Annotated in this window: 15 protein-coding genes; 13 read left to right on the plus strand and 2 right to left on the minus strand. The window is 49.8% G+C overall.

What is annotated here, in order from left to right; genetic code table 11:
- Positions 1-20: 20 nt before the first annotated feature.
- From NST83_RS11395 to NST83_RS11455, 13 genes are all read left to right on the plus strand, one after another.
- A complete protein-coding gene (locus NST83_RS11395) occupies positions 21-1,982 on the plus strand; it encodes an IucA/IucC family protein (protein WP_342417657.1) in 1,962 nt (653 codons plus the stop codon).
- On the plus strand, positions 1,973-3,862 hold the full coding sequence (locus NST83_RS11400) for an IucA/IucC family protein (protein WP_342417658.1): 1,890 nt from the start codon (positions 1,973-1,975) through the stop codon (positions 3,860-3,862). The genes NST83_RS11395 and NST83_RS11400 overlap by 10 nt, the downstream gene beginning before the upstream one ends.
- On the plus strand, positions 3,856-4,629 hold the full coding sequence (locus tag NST83_RS11405; RefSeq protein WP_342417659.1) for an aldolase/citrate lyase family protein: 774 nt from the start codon (positions 3,856-3,858) through the stop codon (positions 4,627-4,629). Before NST83_RS11400 ends, NST83_RS11405 begins: the two co-directional genes overlap by 7 nt.
- 12 nt (positions 4,630-4,641) lie before the next feature.
- The gene (locus NST83_RS11410; RefSeq protein ID WP_342417660.1) at positions 4,642-5,874 is read left to right on the plus strand and encodes a type III PLP-dependent enzyme; all 1,233 of its coding nucleotides are present in this window, start codon (positions 4,642-4,644) and stop codon (positions 5,872-5,874) included.
- A gap of 129 nt (positions 5,875-6,003) precedes the next feature.
- Positions 6,004-8,067 (plus strand): IucA/IucC family protein, encoded by a 2,064-nt coding sequence (locus tag NST83_RS11415; protein ID WP_342417661.1) that lies wholly within the window; start codon positions 6,004-6,006, stop codon positions 8,065-8,067.
- Between the two features lie 106 nt (positions 8,068-8,173).
- The gene (locus NST83_RS11420) at positions 8,174-9,790 is read left to right on the plus strand and encodes an AraC family transcriptional regulator (protein WP_342417662.1); all 1,617 of its coding nucleotides are present in this window, start codon (positions 8,174-8,176) and stop codon (positions 9,788-9,790) included.
- A 97-nt stretch (positions 9,791-9,887) separates the two neighbouring features.
- Entirely contained in the window at positions 9,888-10,895 is a 1,008-nt protein-coding gene (locus tag NST83_RS11425; RefSeq protein ID WP_342417663.1) for an iron-siderophore ABC transporter substrate-binding protein, read from the plus strand.
- 113 nt (positions 10,896-11,008) lie between these two features.
- Positions 11,009-12,013, plus strand: coding sequence for an iron ABC transporter permease (locus tag NST83_RS11430; protein WP_342417664.1), 1,005 nt, complete (start codon positions 11,009-11,011; stop codon positions 12,011-12,013).
- Entirely contained in the window at positions 12,010-13,101 is a 1,092-nt protein-coding gene (locus tag NST83_RS11435) for an iron ABC transporter permease (protein ID WP_342417665.1), read from the plus strand. The genes NST83_RS11430 and NST83_RS11435 overlap by 4 nt, the downstream gene beginning before the upstream one ends.
- Positions 13,102-13,218: 117 nt before the next feature.
- Complete coding sequence (locus NST83_RS11440; RefSeq protein WP_342417666.1) at positions 13,219-14,034, plus strand: ABC transporter ATP-binding protein; 816 nt, start codon at positions 13,219-13,221, stop codon at positions 14,032-14,034.
- Positions 14,006-14,869 (plus strand): IucA/IucC family C-terminal-domain containing protein, encoded by an 864-nt coding sequence (locus NST83_RS11445; protein WP_342417667.1) that lies wholly within the window; start codon positions 14,006-14,008, stop codon positions 14,867-14,869. The genes NST83_RS11440 and NST83_RS11445 overlap by 29 nt, the downstream gene beginning before the upstream one ends.
- 120 nt (positions 14,870-14,989) lie before the next feature.
- Positions 14,990-15,622 (plus strand): RraA family protein, encoded by a 633-nt coding sequence (locus NST83_RS11450; RefSeq protein WP_342417668.1) that lies wholly within the window; start codon positions 14,990-14,992, stop codon positions 15,620-15,622.
- A gap of 140 nt (positions 15,623-15,762) precedes the next feature.
- Positions 15,763-16,773: a helix-turn-helix domain-containing protein gene (locus NST83_RS11455; protein ID WP_342417669.1), complete on the plus strand. Its 1,011-nt coding sequence runs from the start codon at positions 15,763-15,765 to the stop codon at positions 16,771-16,773.
- Positions 16,774-17,014: 241 nt separating this feature from the next.
- On the opposite strand, the gene NST83_RS11460 is transcribed toward NST83_RS11455, so the two are convergent.
- Together NST83_RS11460 and NST83_RS11465 are read right to left on the minus strand one after the other, a co-directional pair.
- Positions 17,015-18,598: a sugar hydrolase gene (locus NST83_RS11460; RefSeq protein WP_342417670.1), complete on the minus strand. Its 1,584-nt coding sequence runs from the start codon at positions 18,596-18,598 to the stop codon at positions 17,015-17,017.
- Between the two features lie 22 nt (positions 18,599-18,620).
- Positions 18,621-20,018 carry an MFS transporter gene (locus NST83_RS11465; protein ID WP_342417671.1) on the minus strand — a complete coding sequence of 466 codons (1,398 nt, stop codon included), beginning with the start codon at positions 20,016-20,018 and terminating at the stop codon, positions 18,621-18,623.
- Positions 20,019-20,032 lie beyond the last annotated feature (14 nt).

Raw genomic sequence — 20,032 nt, forward strand, 5'->3', positions numbered from 1 at the left:
AAGGGAGAGAAAGAGTATACATGCTGACACAATCAACGGAGGTTTCCACGATCGCTGGAGGGCTGTCCAAAAGCAGGAGCTGGGCGGAGCAAGCGACACTACGGGCCTTGGTCAACAGCTATCTGCGGGAAACACAACAGTTTGACCCGAGAATGAATACGGAAGCACCGGAAATAAGGGTGACTCTGCCCCAAGTCGGGCTGCAAATCATGGGAACTCTACACCACTTCTCTGCAACCGGGCAACATGTGTATGGGAGTGCTTGGTACGAGGTAGAAGAAGGTGGGACGCACAGGCCCCTGGAGATGGATGGAGTTATACAAAGGCTATTGGACGAGATGAGCTATCATGCCGCGCCCGAGCAACGGGAAGCAGAGCAGCAAAAGATGAAACAGCGTATTCGTAACAGTATGCACAAAATGACGATCTTTATGGATCACCATGCGAAGACCACAGGCGAGAGCAAGCTAAAGTCTTTCTCCGGTACAGAAGCCCACCTGACGTATGTACGTTCGGAGCAGTCTTTGCTGATCGGACACCCTTTTCATCCTTTTCCGAAAAGCACGGAGGGTTTTGCTGATGATGAGCTTCCATTATACAGTCCCGAGATGGGCGCGGCGTTTCCGCTGTATTATTTCGCGGTTCATGAGGATAACGTGCAGGAGGAATGGATTGGTGAAGAGTATCGCAGGGATGCCATTGACCCATCTGTGCGGCTCCATGCTCGCCGTCAATGGGGAGAGGAGCTGGCGCGGTATCGCATTTTGCCTATGCATCCATGGCAGGCCGGGCAGGTGTTGCGTCAATCCTGCATTCAAGGCTTGATACGTCAGCGGGTGTTGATTCCTTTGGGTGCGCTAGGTCCTGTCGTTTATCCGACTTCTTCGATACGAACAGTATGGGATTTGAAAACCGGGAACGGCTATAAGCTGCCGCTGCATGTGCGGATTACCAATCTGGTGCGTGACAATACACAGGAGCAGGCTCGGCGTACATTGGATGCTGCGAAGGTCATTCATGAGCTTTCAGCCAACTGGTCGTCCCATATCCAATCCGAGTCCTTCAAGGTGCTGACAGAAACGGGATACAGCCGCGTATGCTTCCAGCCGAATGAGGAAGCGAAACGCACAGAGAGTCCTGAGTTTACTAAGGATGCAGGGCTTTCACAGGTCACCACCAGTGATGCAAAGTATGACGCAGGACATGAGTATAGCCCGGCGGCAACAGAACGAGGAGCAGCGACGGCTCAAGAGCTGGAGCAGCTTTCTGACCAGTTTACGGTTCTTTATCGTCCCATGGATTTGAACCCTGAATCCACCTATGTACTGGCTTCCTTGCTGGAGCCGTTGCCGGGTGAACAGGAGCCGCGGCTTATTGGAGTGATTCGGGACAATGACCCGGGCAAAAACGGAAATCGGCCTGACCTGTTAGCTTGGCTGGAACGGTATCTGCACATATCCATGGTGCCCATGCTGCGTTTGCTTGCGGTGAAGGGTATCGCCTTCGAGGCCCATGTACAAAATTCGCTTCTGTCCCTACAGGATGGATGGCCGGACTGCTACTATGTACGGGATTTGGAGGGCGTAAGTATTGTGCGTGAACAGGCCGAGGCAGCCGGGTGGGTCGGTTCACTGATTGCTGAGGATAGTCCCGTATTGTACGGTGCAGAAGAGCCGTGGATTCGTACCCGTTATTATTTCTTTGTTAACCATTTGGGGGCATTGATTCATGCCCTTGCGGTTCATGAGCAGCACGGTGAGCAGGAGTATTGGAGGGTGGTTCGCAAGGTGCTGGAGCAATTACGGAAACAAGATGCTGGTTTTTGCCCCCGTCTAGCCGCCTATATCCAGGATTTATTGACCGCACCTACGCTGCCTGCCAAAGCCAATTTTACAAGCTGTTTTCAGTCCAGAGGGGATACGCCGTCGTTTATCCTGATCCCTAATCCAATTCATTTTCGTGAGGTGACTTCATGTCTGTAACCAACATTTCGGATCATAATTTCTCCACAAGCAATCTTTCTACAGCTTCTGCCAGCAACGCTTCGACCACTCAGCGCTTCATTCAGGCGCTCCGCTCGGATACCTTTACACCGGTCGAGCAGCGTATCATCCGGCAACTGATCCAGGCATTGCTGTATGAAGAAATTTTGCCTTATGACACGTACAGCGATTCCGTGGATAGCGGTGATCAGCATTTTATACTGTCCGGCAAGGACATTACAGGTCGCCCCGTTCAATACCGTTCTGTCGGGAAATGGATGCACAGCTTTGGGCGCATTCGGCTGGTTCCTGTTCCGGTCATTCGAGTTGGGACAGACGGAAGCGAAACGACAGCCATGCTGGCGGATTTTGCAAATGAGGTCCTCAGTGCCGCACAGCAGGGTGAACGGCTTCAGCGCTTTATCGAGGAATTGGAGCAGACCTTGCTAAAGGATGTACAGGCGCAAAGCTCTTTCACCGCGCCATTTCTGACAGATGACCAGCGTCGATATGATGAGCTGGAAGGCAATTTGGGGGATGGTCATCCCTATCATCCATGCTACAAATCCAGAATCGGCTTTACGCTGGCAGATAATGAGCTGTATGGTCCTGAGTTTAAGCAGTCGCTCCGTCCTGTTTGGCTGGCTATCGCCAAGAGCCATAGCCGGGCGGGGCAGTCGCAGGCAATTGAGTATGAAGCATTTATTCGCCAGGAGCTGGGAGAAGGTGAAGTTGCGCGCTTCCAAGCCTTGTTAACCAGCTACGGTCAGCAACCGGAGGCCTATCGCTTCATGCCTGTTCACCCGTGGCAATGGCAGCAGGTCATTTTGCCCCGGTTTCATCAAGAGCTGACGGATCAGCGGATCGTATGGCTCGGTGAAGCGAGCGATGTGTATCAGGCGCAGCAGTCGATCCGCACATGGTCCAACCGGACCACACTGGAGCGCTCGTATGTGAAGCTGTCGCTCAGCATTACGAACACCTCCACCAGCCGGATCATGGCTGGACATACGGTGCTGAACGGAGCGCTGATCACGGACTGGCTGCATGGGTTGCTGGAACACGATGAATACGCTGCGCAACAGGGATTCTTTATTTTGCGTGAGGTTTTGGGTATCACGTATGACTATGAGCAGCTTCCCGAATACCGTCAGGCGAAAACCTACGGCTCACTGGGGACGGTTTGGCGGGAAAGCATTCAGGGGTATTTGCAGCCGGATGAGGATGCGATTCCTTTTAACGGACTATGTTATGTGCAAAAAAACGGGGTACCCTTCATTGATCCGTGGATACAGCAATTCGGTGTAGAGGAATGGACCCGGCGTGTGCTGGAGGCCACAATATCGCCGATTATTCATATGCTGTATGCGCATGGGATTGGTATGGAATCCCATGGTCAGAATATCATTTTGATCCACCGGAACGGGCAACCGACACGAGTGGCGCTTAAGGATTTTCATGATGGTGTGCGGTTTTCCGTGAAGCATCTGACAGAGCCGGAGAAATGCCCCGATCTTCATCCTGAGCCGCCAAGCCATGCCCGGATTAACCGCAATTCGTTTATTAAAACGAGCAACCCGGACGATGTACGCGACTTTTCCTACGATGCTTTTTTCTTTATTGCAGCCGCCGAGCTGGCGATGTTCCTGGCTGAACAATATCAGTTGGATGAGCAGCGCTTTTGGAAAATGTCTGCACAGGTCATTCATGATTATCAGCGCCAGCATCCTCAGCATGAGGAGCGATTCCGTCTGTTTGATTTGTTTGCCCCGACCGTACAGATTGAAGAATTGATGAAACGGCGGTTGCTTGGGGATGAGGACCTTCATTTCAAACCGGGAATGAACCCGCTATATGCGTATCGGGAGCCGACATGCTGACTGTAAATCGGCTTCAGGAGAAGCTGCGGAAAGGTCAGGAGGTATTTGGCCTTATCGCTTCCATCCCAACGGCGCTTACGGTCGAAATGATCGGACATGCCGGATATGATTTTGTGATCATTGATATGGAGCATGTCATGGTCAATCCCGAGACGGTGGAGCATATGATCCGTGCTGCGGAAGCCGCACAAATCACATCCTTGGTGCGTGTGCCCGAGGTCGATGCCAAGGACATACTGCGTGTGCTGGATAGCGGAGCGCAGGGAATTGTCGTTCCGCATGTGGAGAGCAGGGAGCAGATGGAGATGCTGGTGCAGGCTGCAAAATATAGCCCGGAGGGCAAACGAAGCCTGAACAGCGGCAGGCCTGCCGCATTTGGCAAAGGAAGTCTGGTGGATTATATGAAGCAGGCCAATGATCAGATCATGCTGGTACCAATGATTGAGAGCGAATTGGGTGTCGAGCGAGTTGCGGATATTTTGTCTGTACCGGGTATGGGTATGGTGCTGGAGGGAGCAGCGGATTTGTCCCAATCGTACGGGATGCCGTGGCAGACCGATGCAACGATTGTGCAGGAAGGGCTACAGCGCGTCTTTGAAGCTTCACGGCAAGCAGGTATTCCGTACTGTGCCATTCCGCGCAGGGATGGGGAATACGGCGCATGGACAGAACAAGGGGTTCGTGCCTTCGTGCTGGGTGATGAGCGGGGAATTGCTTTTCGCGCCTTGCAAAAAAGAAGGTCTGACCTACAGCAGCTCTCAACATAAAGGAGGAAGAACATGAGTCAGCTTGTTACAGCATTATCGGGAGGGCAGATCGTTCCGTATCTGAAAAAGCTTATCCAGCAAACACGGGAGCGAGAGCAGCAGCCGGTATGCGCATATATATATGACCTGGGCGCACTGAGAGAACGGGCACAACGTTGTGTGAGCAACTTGCCCGACGATTGCAGTTTGTTTTACGCGGTCAAAGCTAATCCCGATCCTCATTTGATTGCTAGCCTACTTCCCATCGTAAAGGGCTTTGAAGCTGCATCTATTGGAGAGATTCGGACCATTCGTGAAGTGTCAGCCGACGTGCCGATTATTTTTGGAGGTCCGGGGAAAAAGGACGCCGAAATTGAGGAAGCGTTGGAGCGGAAGGTGATGCTGATTCATGCTGAAAGTCTGCATGAGTTGCAGCGTATCGGCTGGATTGCGGAACGCAGGCAACAGCGTGTATCTATTTTGCTGCGCATTAATTTACGGCGTACCTTGCCGGAGGCGAGCATCACGATGTCTGGTCGGCCCACTCAGTTTGGTATCGACGAAATTCAGGTGCCGGAAGCGATCCGACTGGCCCAAAGTCTGCCGTATGTTCAATTGGAGGGCTTCCATATGCACTCTCTGTCCAATAATCTGGATGCCCGGCTGCATGCTCGCATGGTCGCTACGTATTTGCAGTGTGTGCAGGGCTGGATTCAGGAGCATGAGCTATCTATCCGCTATCTAAACGCGGGCGGTGGCTTCGGCATTTCGTATACCGATCTGGAGCGCAGGTTTGAATGGGATGATTTCATGGAAGAATTGCATCAAGTGTGGGAGGAATACCGTATTCCAGGCATCCAGCTCATTTTTGAATCCGGGCGCTATATGGTGGCACACTGCGGGTATTATGCGGCAGAAGTAATCGACCTCAAAACGAATCATGACCAGCATTATGCCATTATTCGTGGGGGAACCCATCATTTTCGATTGCCAGTGTCATGGCATCATAATCAGCCGTTTGAGGTGGTTGCTGTTGAAGATTGGCGTTATCCTTTTCCGCGAACAGAGCGGCGACAAACAGCGGTGACCATCGCGGGTGAGCTTTGTACTCCCAAGGATGTACTTGCGTATGAAGTGTATGTGGAGCATTTACGGATTGGCGATGTTCTGCTGTTCCATATTGCGGGAGCCTATGGCTGGACGATTTCCCATCATGACTTTCTCAGTCATCCACATCCACATTTTTACTATATAAACCAAAATTGAGAGTGATCTATAGCGCTACTACGCAAACAGAAAGTTCTTCCCATCGCCCCGCCCTCGGATTTCTAAAATAAAGCCTATGATCAGGGTCGAAATCCGTAAAAGCAGCATTAACATGAAGGAGGAATCCATATGAAGTACACAACAAGCACGACCCCGGTGCTTTCATCCGAAGAAACAACGCTTTTGCAGAAGAAAAAGCAGGCTGAAAACCATGTCATGCAGGATCTCATCAATACATTGCTGGCAGAAGGATTTTGGGAGCATTCCGATGTTGAACTGTTGTCTATGCCGCAATGGCAAAGCTACTGTACTACCGTCCATCCCGAATTAGACGAGCTATTTTCTTTTGCCGATCCTGAAGCTATTGCTGAGCCAAAGGGGGAAACCTTTCCAAACGGTCGTTCTATAAGCCTTTACCGCTGGTGGGTGGATCGGGAGCAGCAGCACAGTCTCATTTTTCCCGTACAAGCTGCGGTGATTCAACCCCATCGCTATCTACAGTCGAGTGGCGTGTATGAAATTCGGCGGTGGCCAGAGGGTGGCGGGTTTGATACAGTATTGCTTCACCCCGTAACGCTGATGCAGCGTGTGATTGAGGGATGCCTGGATGAAAAATACCGCCAACAGGAGGGAGTGGGACGGTTTGTCCAGCTATTGGAGCAAGCCATTGAACAGACTACATGGTCGCTGGATAGCGGACTGACGGATGAAAATATACTGGAGAAATCGCCCTCAGAGGCTTTTCAACGATTGGAACAGTATTCTTCGCTGCGTGATCGTCCGTTTCACCCCGCATCCAAGGCCAAAACGGTCTTGAACGAGGAGGACTATCGCAAATATATCGCTGAATTTGGGCAAGCCATCACGTTGAACTGGGTGGCGCTCCGAAAGGATGCGGTGATGACCGGAGTGGGAATCGCACAAGGGCCTCATTTTACGGACACAGAAACAGAAACAGAAACAGAAACAGAAACAGTAGCAGCGGCAGTCGAATCGGACACACAGCGCCCATACGATGGACAGCAGCCGGACGATCTTCTTCTGTCCATCTCCGAGCGTCAGCTAGTAGAGCAGGAGATGCAGGAACGCGGATTAGCAGCGGATTATATTGCAATCCCCGTGCATCCGTGGCAGCTCACGTATATGCTACCTCAGCATTTGCACGCCGAGCTGGTGGGCAAAGTATGGATTCCACTGGAAGTGAAGGCAGGAGCTTTTCAGGCAACCTCATCTGTGCGCTCGTTGTCTCCCAAGGAGGGCGGTCCGAATTATGTGAAGCTCCCGTTGGGCGTATTTTCGCTGGGGGCATCCCGTTATCTTCCTGCGGTGAAGCTGATTAACGGAGATCGCGGACAAGCCATGTTGCAGCAAGCCAAGACCCGTGACCCGCAGCTTCAGGAACGCTTATTTTTATGCGATGAAGGCTCCTGGTGGGCCTATATGCCGGAAAATGGCAGCCTGTATGATGATCCACCCCGGCACCTGGCAGCGATGGCGCGGATATATCCGCACGAATTGATCCATGATCCTGCTGTTCGCCTGATTCCCATGTCTGCGTTGGCCGCAGGACAGCATCATTTTTTCCGGGAGTGGGCGGCTGAGCGCGGACTTCCAGACACGGCAGAATCGGTAAAACAACTGTTCGGTGAAGTGTGCTCGACATTTTTTGAAATCATGCTGCGCCTGTATCGGATCGGGCTTATGCCTGAAATCCATGGACAAAACTGTGTACTGGTTTGGAAAAATGGCAAGATCGAGCACATTTTGATGCGTGACCATGACTCGGTGCGTCTGCATCTGCCCTGGCTGACAGAGCAGGGGATTGCCGATCCTGAATACCAAATCCGGCCCGGCTATTCCAACAGCCTATATAATGAAACACCGAAGAAATTGCTGTTCTACCTGCAAACCCTTGGCATTCAAGTCAATCTGTACGCCATTATAGATACTCTTAGCAATGTTTATGGAATAGATGAGTCCACTTTGTGGTCTGTACTAAAGCATCAATTGGAAGAAGCGATCCAACGTGTGCCCTTCAAGGCTGCCGTTCGTCAGGAAATCGAGCATATTTTATTTGAAAAGTCGGACTGGCCGCTCAAGCTGCTGGTTAAACCTTTACTGGAGCAGTCCGGGGTACCCGGTAGCATGCCATCTGGTCAAAGCCGCATACAGAACCCGTTTCATCATTTATAAGCTTGAGCGCAATTCCATTTTGCAAAATCCGACCCAGTCTATATATAATGAAATGAGTTCTCACATAAATGAGAATAATTATCGATATATAGAAGGGCTGGGAGCCATGAATACTCAAGACCCATCTTTTACTTCATTTCTTTATAAACTGCAGGATATTCAGCATGTGTACTCTGGTCGCTCTTTCTCCCGGCAAGAAACGTCCTTTCATACCTTGTTATTATTCAATGAAGGCGAAGGGGACATAGCCATTGATGGAATGATATATCCTCTTTACCGTCAAAAGGGCTTTATGCTCGCTCCCGGCGCAGTCATGAAGCTCCATATGCTGTCCGGCGCTCTGGCGGATTATTATATCATCCGTTTTCTTGCATTACAGCCGTCCGGGGAGCCGGACCGTTACATACCCGCACCAGCGCTTGGACCACATGAATGGATCATTTCCCACTTTCGTTTTGTGATGGATATGGTCGAGGAGATCAAGAGGAAGCATCATTGTAATAGCGTGTGGGACCAAATGAAGGCCAACATTGTATTTCAGGAAATGCTAATGTCCTTGTTTCAGCATACCAGCCGTGATCAGAAGCCCGATGTGCAGCAGGCGGTGACGCTGACCCTCCATTATATGGAGCAGCACTATGCTTCCGATATTACACGGGACAAGCTGGCGGAGCTGGCAGGGATGAGCGCTGATTATTATTCGCGTATGTTCAAAAAATTGATCGGCAAAAGCCCGATGGAATATTTGACGGACATTCGTATTAATCATGCGAAGCAGGCGCTTGTGCTCACTCGTGATTCCTTTCGTTCTATTGCTCACGGTGTCGGGTTTAGCGATGAGTTCTATTTTAGCCGTAAATTTAAAGCCGCTACTGGACGTTCTCCCTCAGCCTACGTGAATACAATTAGGTATTCGGATAAAATCGCTTCGCTCAAGCATCTGTTAACCGGACATTTGGTGGCATTGGGCATTGAGCCGTACGCGGCAGTCATCAACAAGGCTTATCCTGTCACCGAAGGCTTCCGCAATACCATTTCGGTGGGTGAGGTCCAGCCCGATCTGGAGAGGCTGATGTCAGCCCGGCCTGATCTGATTTTAACCTGTGAGTTCAGGGATTTTGAGAAGTCGAAAAAGGAAAAAATGTACGAGCAGATTGCGCCCACCGTCACCGTGCCCTTTTTTCAAAACTGGCGCACTCATTTTCAGTCCATTGCCCGTATTGTCGGCAAGGATGCAGAAGCGGTGGAATGGCTGGAACGGTATGAAACGAAGGCTGCGACCATTTCTCGAAAGCTCAGGCAAAAGCTCGGCGGGGAGACGGTGCTAATCGTGGGAGTGGGGAACCAGAAAATGTGTGTGTATGGACAACGGAATGTGGGAACGGTGCTATATGGGGATTTAAAGCTGTCTATGCCTGTGGGAGTGGAGGATATTGCCCATTACCGTGAGGTGACGTTGGACGATCTGGCTGAATATGACGCGGACCGCATCATATTGACCTGTTTCCGTCACTATGGAAATGCCTGTGAAGAACAGACGATTCAGCAGGAATGTCTGGCTCTGTGGCGCTCCCCTGTATGGCAGAAATTGAAGGCGGTGCAAAGCGGAGCTGTACACTCTATGTGTGATAGCCGACACCTGTATACATGCTATACTTCGTTGTCCCACGACCTATTATTGGACAAAACGGTCACGTTGTTATTGTCTGATTCGTCCAAATAAAGGACGCTAACGTCCATGTTCATCATAGCCCCCCTCCCTATAATTAATAATGAGAATCAATATCATTATTGGCGATCTAAATAGGGGGAATAGAGAAATGTTTCGAGCTTCAGGCAAGGGGAGTATATGGGTTGCGCTCATCGTTGTATTGCTGCTTTTATCCGGCTGCGGAGCTGGAGGCGCGGGTAAGAGTGCGAATTCCGGTGAAGCGACTGGAACGGATAAAGGAACGACGGATACGCAGGGAGCGACTTCAACCGATTCGGTGCGTACCATTGAGCATGTGTTGGGGAAAACCGAGATTAAAGGTACGCCCAAACGGATCGTAACACTGTATAACGGCGCTACAGACGTCATGATCGCCTACGGCGTCAAGCCTGTGGGGATTGTGGAGGCAAGTGGAACGGAGCCGGTATACGATTATTTGAAAAAGGATCTTGAAGGGATTCCGACCGTTGGTCTGGAGACACAGCCGAATATGGAGGAAATCTATAAGCTGAAGCCGGATGTCATCCTTGCAAGCAAGTTCCGTAACGAAGCAACGTATCAGCAATTGTCGGAAATTGCACCTACGGTTGCCGTCGATCAGCTATATGAGTGGAAGGATACAGTGAAGCTGATCGGACAAGTGCTGAATCAGGAAGACAAGGGCACACAATTGCTGGCGGATTGGGATCAACGTGTAGCGGACTTCAAAACAAAAATGGGCGATCGCCTGCCGATCAAGGCTTCCATCGTTAATTTCCGGGCAGACCATGCACGTATTTACTATATGGGCTTTGCCGGACAGATTTTGAAGGAACTGGGCTTCACCCGCCCTCCTGCACAAGAAGGAGACAAGTGGGGAATTAAAGTCAACAGCAAGGAAAGTATACCGGACATGAATGCAGATACGTTGTTCGTCTTTAACTCGGGCAAGGATCAGGCAGCGATTGAAAAAAATGTTGAAGCCTGGACAAGCCATCCCTTGTGGAAAAACCTTGATGCATACAAGAAAAAGAGTATTTTCAAGGTCGATGAAGTGAACTGGAATCTGGCTGGAGGCTATCTGAGCGCAAATCGGATGCTGGATGATCTTTATGCGTTGTATGATCTGAAATCATAAATAAATATTTCAAAAGCAAGACGGAAATACAGCAGAGGAGGGGTGAGGGGTCTATATCTCTCATCCTTCTTTTGTGTTGTACCATGCTGCTGGAAGAGTGAGGCTATGCAACGATGCTAACAACGAATCTAAGAAAATGGACGGGACTTGGTGTATGTCTGATCCTATTGGCAGGGTCTTTGTTTCTTGGCTTGCTACTGGGCAGAACGCTGATTCCTCCGGAATTTATGATATCTTCCCTCCTGCATTATGATGCTCAAAATGTAGAGCATGTGCTGATACATACCGAACGTTTGCCGCGCACGGTCATTGCTGCTGTTATAGGCGCGAGCTTGGCGATGGCAGGAGCCTTCATGCAGGCACTTACCCGCAACCCGCTGGCTTCGCCCAGTACGTTCGGTATCAATGCGGGTGCTTTGTTCTTCGTCTCTATCGCAGCGGTCGTGTTTTCGGTCGAGTCCATGATGTCTCTGATGGGCTTTGCCTTGATCGGCGCAGGACTGGCGGCTATTCTGGTGTACGTCATCGGTTCATTAGGCAGGGATGGTTTGACACCGATCAAAATTGTGCTGTCAGGCTCAGCCATTCACGCTTTGTTCATGTCGATGATCCAGATTATTTTGGTGATGAATGAAACGGGGATGCAAAATGTACTGTTCTGGATGGCAGGCTCTGTCAGCGGACGTTCATTGGAGATGCTACAGCCATTATTTCCTTTTATGCTGGTAGCGGCTATCTCAGCCATATGTATGGGCAGAGCGGTGAACCTGCTTGTGACCGGGGAAGATGTGGCGAAGGGACTGGGACAAAATACCCTATGGGTAAAATGCGCGATGGGCGTGATTATTGTGGTGCTGGCTGGTTGCTCTGTTGCTATTGCGGGGGCCATTGGCTTCGTTGGCCTGATCATTCCGCATGTGGCGCGTGCCTTGGTTGGTGCGGATTACCGCTGGATAATCCCTTTTTCGGCGGTACTGGGTGCTTTGCTATTGGTGTCGGCGGATACCGCAGCCAGAATGCTGATTTCGCCGCAGGAAATTCCGATTGGCGTCATTACAGCTTTGATCGGGGTTCCCTTTTTCGTTTACATTGCCCGTAAAGGGGTGGCGTGGAAATGAAGCGTGTGAATTTGAAGCATGGGACTGGTAGAGACGACATGAATGCGAAGCGTTATGTGACGCTGCGCAGCAGAAATGGCAGGTTTCATATCCAACTGGAAAAGAAAGCACTATGGTTGATGTGTGGACTGGCCTTGGCGCTACTGATCATTGGCGTGATGAGTGTAGGCTGGGGGGATACGTATGTGCACCCTTGGGAAGTGCTTCGAGCGATATGGGGGCGTGGCTCAGGCGATTATGATTTTATTTTGTACAGGCTGCGGTTTCCACGGGCGCTTACGGGAGTGCTGGTCGGAGCAGCTTTGGGCATCGCAGGAGCGGTGCTTCAGGGGATTATCCGCAATCCGCTGGCATCCCCGGACATTCTCGGGATTACGGGCGGCGCATCCGTAGCGGCAGTTACGTTCATTGCTTACGGGGGAGCTGTTTTGAGCATTCAATGGCTGCCTGTGGCGGCTGTTGCCGGAGCGCTGGTCGTATCGCTGCTTGTGTATACATTGGCCTGGAAGGATGGTGTGACACCAATCCGACTGGTGCTGGTGGGGATTGGTTTGGCTTCTGCTATGAGCTCGATTACGACGCTGCTGCTGGTCATGAGCTCGTCCTTCACAGCCGGCAAGGCTTATATTTGGCTGACGGGCAGCGTGTATGGAGCATCGTGGAATAACGTATATACGATGCTGATCGCTATTGTGATCTGCACACCTTTGGTTCTCTACTTTTCCCGCAGCCTCAACACACAGGAGCTGGGGGATGATGTGGCTACCGGCTTGGGGGTGGAGGTACAGCGGCATCGTGTGATGTTGCTGCTGCTCAGTGTGATCCTTGCTGGAACTGCGGTAGCAGTTGCGGGAGCGATTGGTTTCGTGGGTTTAATCGCGCCGCATATTGCGCGCCGATTGGTAGGCAGATCCATGGGCAGCCTGACGCTGGTGTCGGCGCTGGTGGGTGGATTGCTGGTGTATCTCGCCGATTTGCTGGCCCGTACGGTTTTTTATCCGATTGATATTCCCGCAGGTATTTTTACAGCAGGGGTGGGTGCACCATTTTTTCTGTATTTGCTACTCCAGCGCCGAAATCAGTATTAAAGTCGAGCTGTAATTTTTTTTGAACACTTATTTGAACATTTATATGAGTGGTTCATCTTTTTTAAATGGAATATACAAGATCTTAAGTTCGCAGTTTATAAAAGGGGAGGAAGCTGCATGGGTTTAGAGGTAAAGAACCTGATGATTAACTACGGGACAGACCCGGTTATTCAAGAGCTGGACCTGCAAATTCCGGAGGGAAAGATTACGGTGCTGGTAGGCAGCAATGGCTGTGGAAAATCGACGATTTTGCGTGCCATGGCGCGGCTATTGAAGCCTGCGGCGGGAGCGGTACTGCTGGATGGACAGGCTATTGCCCAGTTGCCCTCCAAGCAGATTGCCAAAAGGCTATCCATTTTGCCGCAGGGACCGTCAGCGCCGGAAGGACTGACCGTGTATCAGTTGGTCAAGCAGGGTAGATATCCGCATCAGAGCTGGCTGAAGCAGTGGTCCGCAGAGGATGAAGCACAGGTGCAAAACGCGCTGCAAGCGACGCAATTGGAGGCTTTTGCGGATCGTCCGGTAGATTCCTTATCTGGCGGGCAGCGCCAGCGTGCGTGGATTTCCATGACTTTGGCGCAGGGGACAGATATGATCCTGCTGGATGAGCCGACGACCTATTTGGACATGACGCATCAAATTGAGATTTTGGACCTGCTGTTTGATTTGAATGAACGAGAAGGGCGAACCATTGTCATGGTGCTGCATGATCTGAATCTGGCTTGCCGCTATGCGCACCATATGGTTGCTGTATACGATAAACGTATTTACGTGCAGGGAAAGCCGGAAGAAATCATGACGGCAGAGACGGTGGAAAAGGTATTCCAACTGCGCTGCCAAGTCATTCCTGATCCCTTGTACGGAACACCGATGTTTATTCCTCATGGAAAGGGGAGGAAAATGGATGCCGTACGCCAAAGGATCTTCGTTTGAGCCTGCAGAATGGTCGTATCTGACGGAAAAATTGCGAAGCAGCAGCGGAGAGCCAGCTCCAACCGGACGTTATGATCTACCTGCGGCTGATTTGCTGGAAGCAACTCCATGTGCTATGTATCTGGATCGGCTGGCAGGGCTGCATGATTTTTCTTCACGCAAGGTGACGGCCTCTGTTTTGGCGAAGCGGTACGGTTTTTTGATCGTGTCCCCGGTACTGCATGCCATGTCGGTGTATAACAAGATGCTGGAAGTCGGGATTGCTGAATGTACAATTCAATCTGCTTTTGTCAAGGATACCTGGCTCCCAAGGTTGCATTTGAACAGACTGCTGGTTACGGAATGTGACATCGGAAAGAAGGGTGAGGATGGGGGAGACATCAGTCTGGAGCAGCGTCATGCTTGGCGTGATCACGTCATTCAGCATGTATTTGCAGAGCATTTGGCTCTGGTGTGGCGATCTGTATCCGCTGTTGCTTCCATTTCAAGAACGGTATTATGGGAAAACACCGCCATCTATGTCTATGCGCTATATGAAAACCGCATCCGTCAGGAGCTAAAGAGCGAGGATCGGCTACGAATGGAGGAGGATTTTAAATATCTGACCTGTGAAGCTCCGGCTCACTTGTTTGGTGAACGGCAAAATCCACTGGCCCGGTATTTCGGCTCTCCCCGTTCAGAGAGAGCGGCGGTACCTGTAACGGAATCTGTATCCATCGCACCCACTGCGGCCGTGAAAGCTGTACGTGTTCGCAAAACCTGCTGCTATTTTTACCAGATGAAGGAAAAGGGCAGCTATTGCCCTACCTGTCCGAAGATACATTGTACGAGCTAAATAAAAGCTACGATGCTTGGGCTACAGTGAACTGAAACTTTGCCTAAGCGGCCATTTCGCCTGCTTTGATTTCTATATGCTAATGTGAGTTGGGTTATATCACGAAAGGAGCTGGTTTGTATGTTTCGCATTCAACCTCGGGTTCAGGGGATAACGACGGAACTGCTGGAGCTTTATCAGCATGTAAGTGCTTCTACCCTTGGGCATTTCACGGATTTTGGATGTATGCAGGGAGTACAGCCGTTGTTTCGTCCCATTCGATTGCTGGGAAATGCAGTTACGGTGAGGCTTCCCCATATGGACTCCACCGCTGTACGTCATGCGCTGGAATTGGCACAAGCGGGTGATGTGCTTGTCGTCGATATGTCAGGTGATGATGCCAGAGCTTGCTGGGGAGAATTCAGAGCTTATGTGGCGATGAAAAAACAACTGGCTGGAGTGATTGTTTCCGGTTGCGTCACAGATGTGGGGGTCTTGAACCAGCTACAATTCCCCATTTTTTCCAAAGGAATTAGCGCCTTGACTACACGTACACTGGAACTGGAGGGAGAGGTGAATACCCCGATTAGCCTATTTGGGGTCAGCGTACATCCAGGTGATCTCATTTTGGGTGATGACGATGGTGTATTTGTAGTAAAGCCAGGGGAAGCATGGGAACTGGGGGAAAAAGCTTTGGAAAAGCAGCGCAAGGAGGAGCTTACGCGCAAGCAGTTCGGATACGATCAGCTTTTGAATGCCCGGCTGGAAAGGTAGACATTGCACGAGCGTCAGGTGTTAGGTATAGTGTGGATAAAGATTTTGCACGCAGGGAAACTTTTTCGTTTTCATAGGAGAACCAGGAAGTATTGTCAATCTCATCGTATGTCATCTGAGAGAGAGCAGGAGGGAAAACGATGAACCATCAGCAATTGGATGAATTTCTCAGAAGTCTGGACGCTGTTGAGCAAATACAGATTCGCACCGGGAAAAATGTGAACGATTTAGAACACTTAGGGTTTCATATTACGGAAAGCGAAATAGGGCATGAGGTTCTTCGAATGCAAGGCAAGTATTTTTTTGATAGCGGGTCCATTTATATGAGCAAGCACCATCGGTTTGCGGACATGCCCTCACACAATCATGATTTTATTGAAATGAATTATATGTATTCCGGGGAATGCACACAGGTTATTGATGGTAGGGAAATCAGGCTGGAGCAGGGGCAGATATGTATTTTGGATACGAATGTTCCGCACAGCATTTATGCGCTTGGGGAAAATGATATATTGGTTAATTTGATTATGAAAATGGAAACGTTCTCAACCACTTTTTTTGGAGGTTTTAGCAATACGGGTATTGTGGCTGATTTTCTGGCTAACGCGGTATCCCGGGACAGAAGGCATAACCGTTATATTTTATTTCATTCCCAGCAGCATGAGAATGTACAGTATATTTTTAAAAATATGCTGTGTGAATTTCTATCCCCCCAGGATTATGCTCAACAAATGCTAAGTCATTATGTGCCTTTGCTGCTTACCGAACTGATGCGGGTATATCAACTGGATATGAATTTTGAGCTGGATCATAAGCCGGGTAAAGCGAGCATTATTGATATTTTGCAATACATTGAGCAGCATTACCGCGACTGTACGCTACCTCAATTGGGGGCGACGTTTAATTTTAATCCTAATTATCTGGGGAATTTACTTAAAGAGCAGACAGGCAAAACCTTTCGGGAGCTTGTCCAAACTCAACGTATGCAGCACGCGGATACACTGCTTCGCCATACAAACCACAGTATCAGCGAAATAGCGTACGAGGTGGGATATGAAAGCCTGGGATTTTTTTATCGGAAGTTTAAGGAGTATTCGGGACATACCCCCAGTCAATATCGCGAGTATCAAGGGCGGGTGGATGATGTTTGACATTGACAGCAAGACTCGAATGAGAGAAAAAGTGCACCAGAGCCCTGATACGGTCAAACAAAAGCTTGATTTTATAATGAACCAGATGAGAGCCATTGAGCTAATTACAACATCCCATATATGATCATCCAGCGCGTCTGCGGTCGTATGAGCTGCTTGCTCAAGTGATGCGAACAGTCACATAGTAAGGCCGTGCCGGAAAAGGTTCTCTTAACCTGATCCTGGCACGGCCTTATGGCATTTAAAGCTTATACTTGCGAATCAAATAGGTTGGGGTACAGCTCCACGCGTGACAGTAGCTGTTGATTAAATAACTGCCGTAGGGTGAAAAGGATTTATTATGAGGATCGTACAATTCCCAGAACGTGTCCGCTCCATCCCTCAGCATACCTCCCCAGTAGGATTTGAGGTGTTTTACGGCCCCGTCCCGGTCTCCAGTAATCAGCAAAGCTTCGACCAAATAGTGATGCATATACGGTGTCGTCAGGCCAATATCCGGTTGCTCGGACAGCAGTCGTTGCATAAGAGCTGCATTTTGCTCTGCATCCAGCACTTCTGCCAAAGCCATCCAGATTTGTCCGGCCCACGAAATTTGGAGGTTGGGACCGCTGACGAAGAAGCCTTGTTCTTCATCCCATAGTTGGGCAAGCGTTGCGGTCGTAACGTCCTCCAGCCGCTGGTTAAGGAACGGAAGCTTGTCGGGATCAACCTGTTCAGCTAATCGAATGGTTCGTTTTAACGTATAAATGAGTATCGCTTGTGAAGGGGCTTGCTTATCCAATTCTTCCTGCCAATCGATAAAAGACCACCATTCGTCACTGTGTGGTGGAAGATGCTGCTCATTCAGACGCTCCAGAGCCAGTTCCACCTGTCGGTACGCGGTCGGCCACAGCTCCTGCAAAGTGCCGCTGTCCTGAGTCGCCTCATAGTAATCGTACAAGGAAACTGTAAATAGCAGGGAATAATCGAACAAGTGCGTATCGTCCGGTATGAGTGTGGGAGCGATAAACAGATTCGCTGCGACTTGACCTTGATGATTCGGTACCCCCGCAAATAAATACAAGCAATGCTTGACGAGATCATTATTGCCGAAGGTTTCGTAATTAGCCAGCGCTTGAAGGCGCAAATCACCTAGCCACAGCCGCCGATCCCGTTTGGGGCCATCCTCGAACACTTCCTGCATACAGTTTTGCAAGGTTCGGATGCTGACTTGATCAATGTCCTGCAAGAGTGGGTCAGGATGCTCCAATGGGACTATACGCGAAGCGTCACCAGAGGTAACGGTCTGGAGCTGGATGTTATCGAAGGCTACCCGATATTTCTGAGAGCTATCTATAATTTCAAATTTAACATATCGGAAGCTGTAGCGGCGCGGCAACCGAATGACGTCAGGCAGTACATCGACATATAGCGTTTCCTGCTGTAGCCATGAACTGCTGATCCAGCCTGTATAATTGGCGAAAGGTTCACCGACTTCAACCGGCATTTCGCCAAAGGTCAGCTTGAGATGCAGCGGTGCGTCTGGGGGACTGCCCACAGGGCTAACAGAGAAGGAGAGGTACCCCACCTGATGCATGCCAAAGTCAAGAATGAACTCATCCCCCTTGCCATAATGCTGCTCCGAAGAACTAACGGCAGAGTGAAGCGGACGTGCTAACCAGCCATGCATCGCGTTCGTATCCTGCAATACCTCAACCATTTGTTGCGGTTGGACGGTAGAAGTATTTAACTGTGGCTTCAGCTCAGTGGCCTTATGAATGAAGGTTTCGTTACGCACAATTGTAGTAGTTGTGAAAGCTTGAGGAACAGGGATTGAATTTGACATGGTTATGCCTCCTTTAAAATAATTAAACGGAATGTGGGAATGGTTTATTTCCAGCCGCCAGTGTTGCTTCGTCTAAAGAATCATCCGGCTCCGGATTCCGCTCCTGAAGTTCGGCGCGAATCTGCGGGAAAATGTGATCCAGACGATAAAAGAACATCATCATAATCGAAATAACAGTGAGAATCATCGGAATGATGAGATAATTAAGCTGAATGGCAAACAGCCCTGAGGCACTTTGAGTCTGGTTGGGAATATAATGTCCCCAAGTCAAAAATACACCGGATAGAGCGCCAGCCAGCGCCATAGCTACCTTTCCGATAAAACCATTAATAGAAGAAATAAAGCCACCTGCGCTAATGCCGGATTTCCATTCTCCATAGTCAACCGGGTCTGCCTGCATAGAAAAATATATAGGCATTCGGACACCGTTGCCCAACCCTGCAATGACTGCACCCGCAATCAATCCAAAGACGTTGGTACCGGAAATGAGCATCATCAATAGTCCTGCAAGATTGATAACGCTCCCAATTTGAAACAACTTTCGTTTGTACATATGACGTGCCAGCAGCGGGGCGATAAAAGTTCCAATAATTGGAATTAATGAACCGATCCCTGCAATCAGACCGATCAGATCTGGGCGATTCACATAATACGTAAAATAATAAATCAGGCTGCCTTGATGAAAAAACATGCCTCCAAACATAAAGATAATGTTGGCTGCGAAGATGTACCAGGGCTTATTCCCTTTGAGCGCCGAAAAGGTTTGGGTAACCGTCACTTTTTCCTGCTGGAGTTTTACCTTTTCCTCTACATTTTTGAAGGTTACAAAAAACATCATCATACCGACGACCGAAAAGATAACCATGGTCCAAAAGAAGCCCTGCGCCTGTGAGCCGTTACCCAGCATTTTGACAAGGGGCATAGTCAAAACGCTGACCGCCGTAGCTCCAATAAAGGAGAAAATAATACGGATGGTTGCCAGCATCGTGCGTTCCTGTCCATCACGGGTCAAGCTTGGCAAAATGGAGGCCATCGGAATATTTACCATCGTATAGGCAAGCGATAACCCCATATAGGTGATATAAGCGTAGATTAATTTGCCCACAGGACCGATATCCGGTACATAAAAGGTCAGGATACCCAAAAGACCGAATGGAATTGCACCAAACAGAAAGTATGGCCGCGATTTGCCCCAGCGTGTACGCGTTTTGTCAATGATGATCCCCATGACCGCATCCGCGACACCGTCCACAATACGAGTAACTAGCAGCAGCGCACTGACCGCAAGCACCTCTAATCCCATGACATCCGTATAAAAAAACATTAAATATAGCGTGATCATTTGCCAAATCAAGTTACACGCAAAATCGGCAACTCCGTAACCAAGACGTTGTTTCCAGATGCCTGTCTTTGTAACCATACTCATCCCTCCGT

This window comes from Paenibacillus sp. FSL R10-2782, assembly GCF_038592985.1.
In the GTDB taxonomy this organism is placed as follows: Bacteria; Bacillota; Bacilli; order Paenibacillales; family Paenibacillaceae; genus Paenibacillus; species Paenibacillus terrae_C.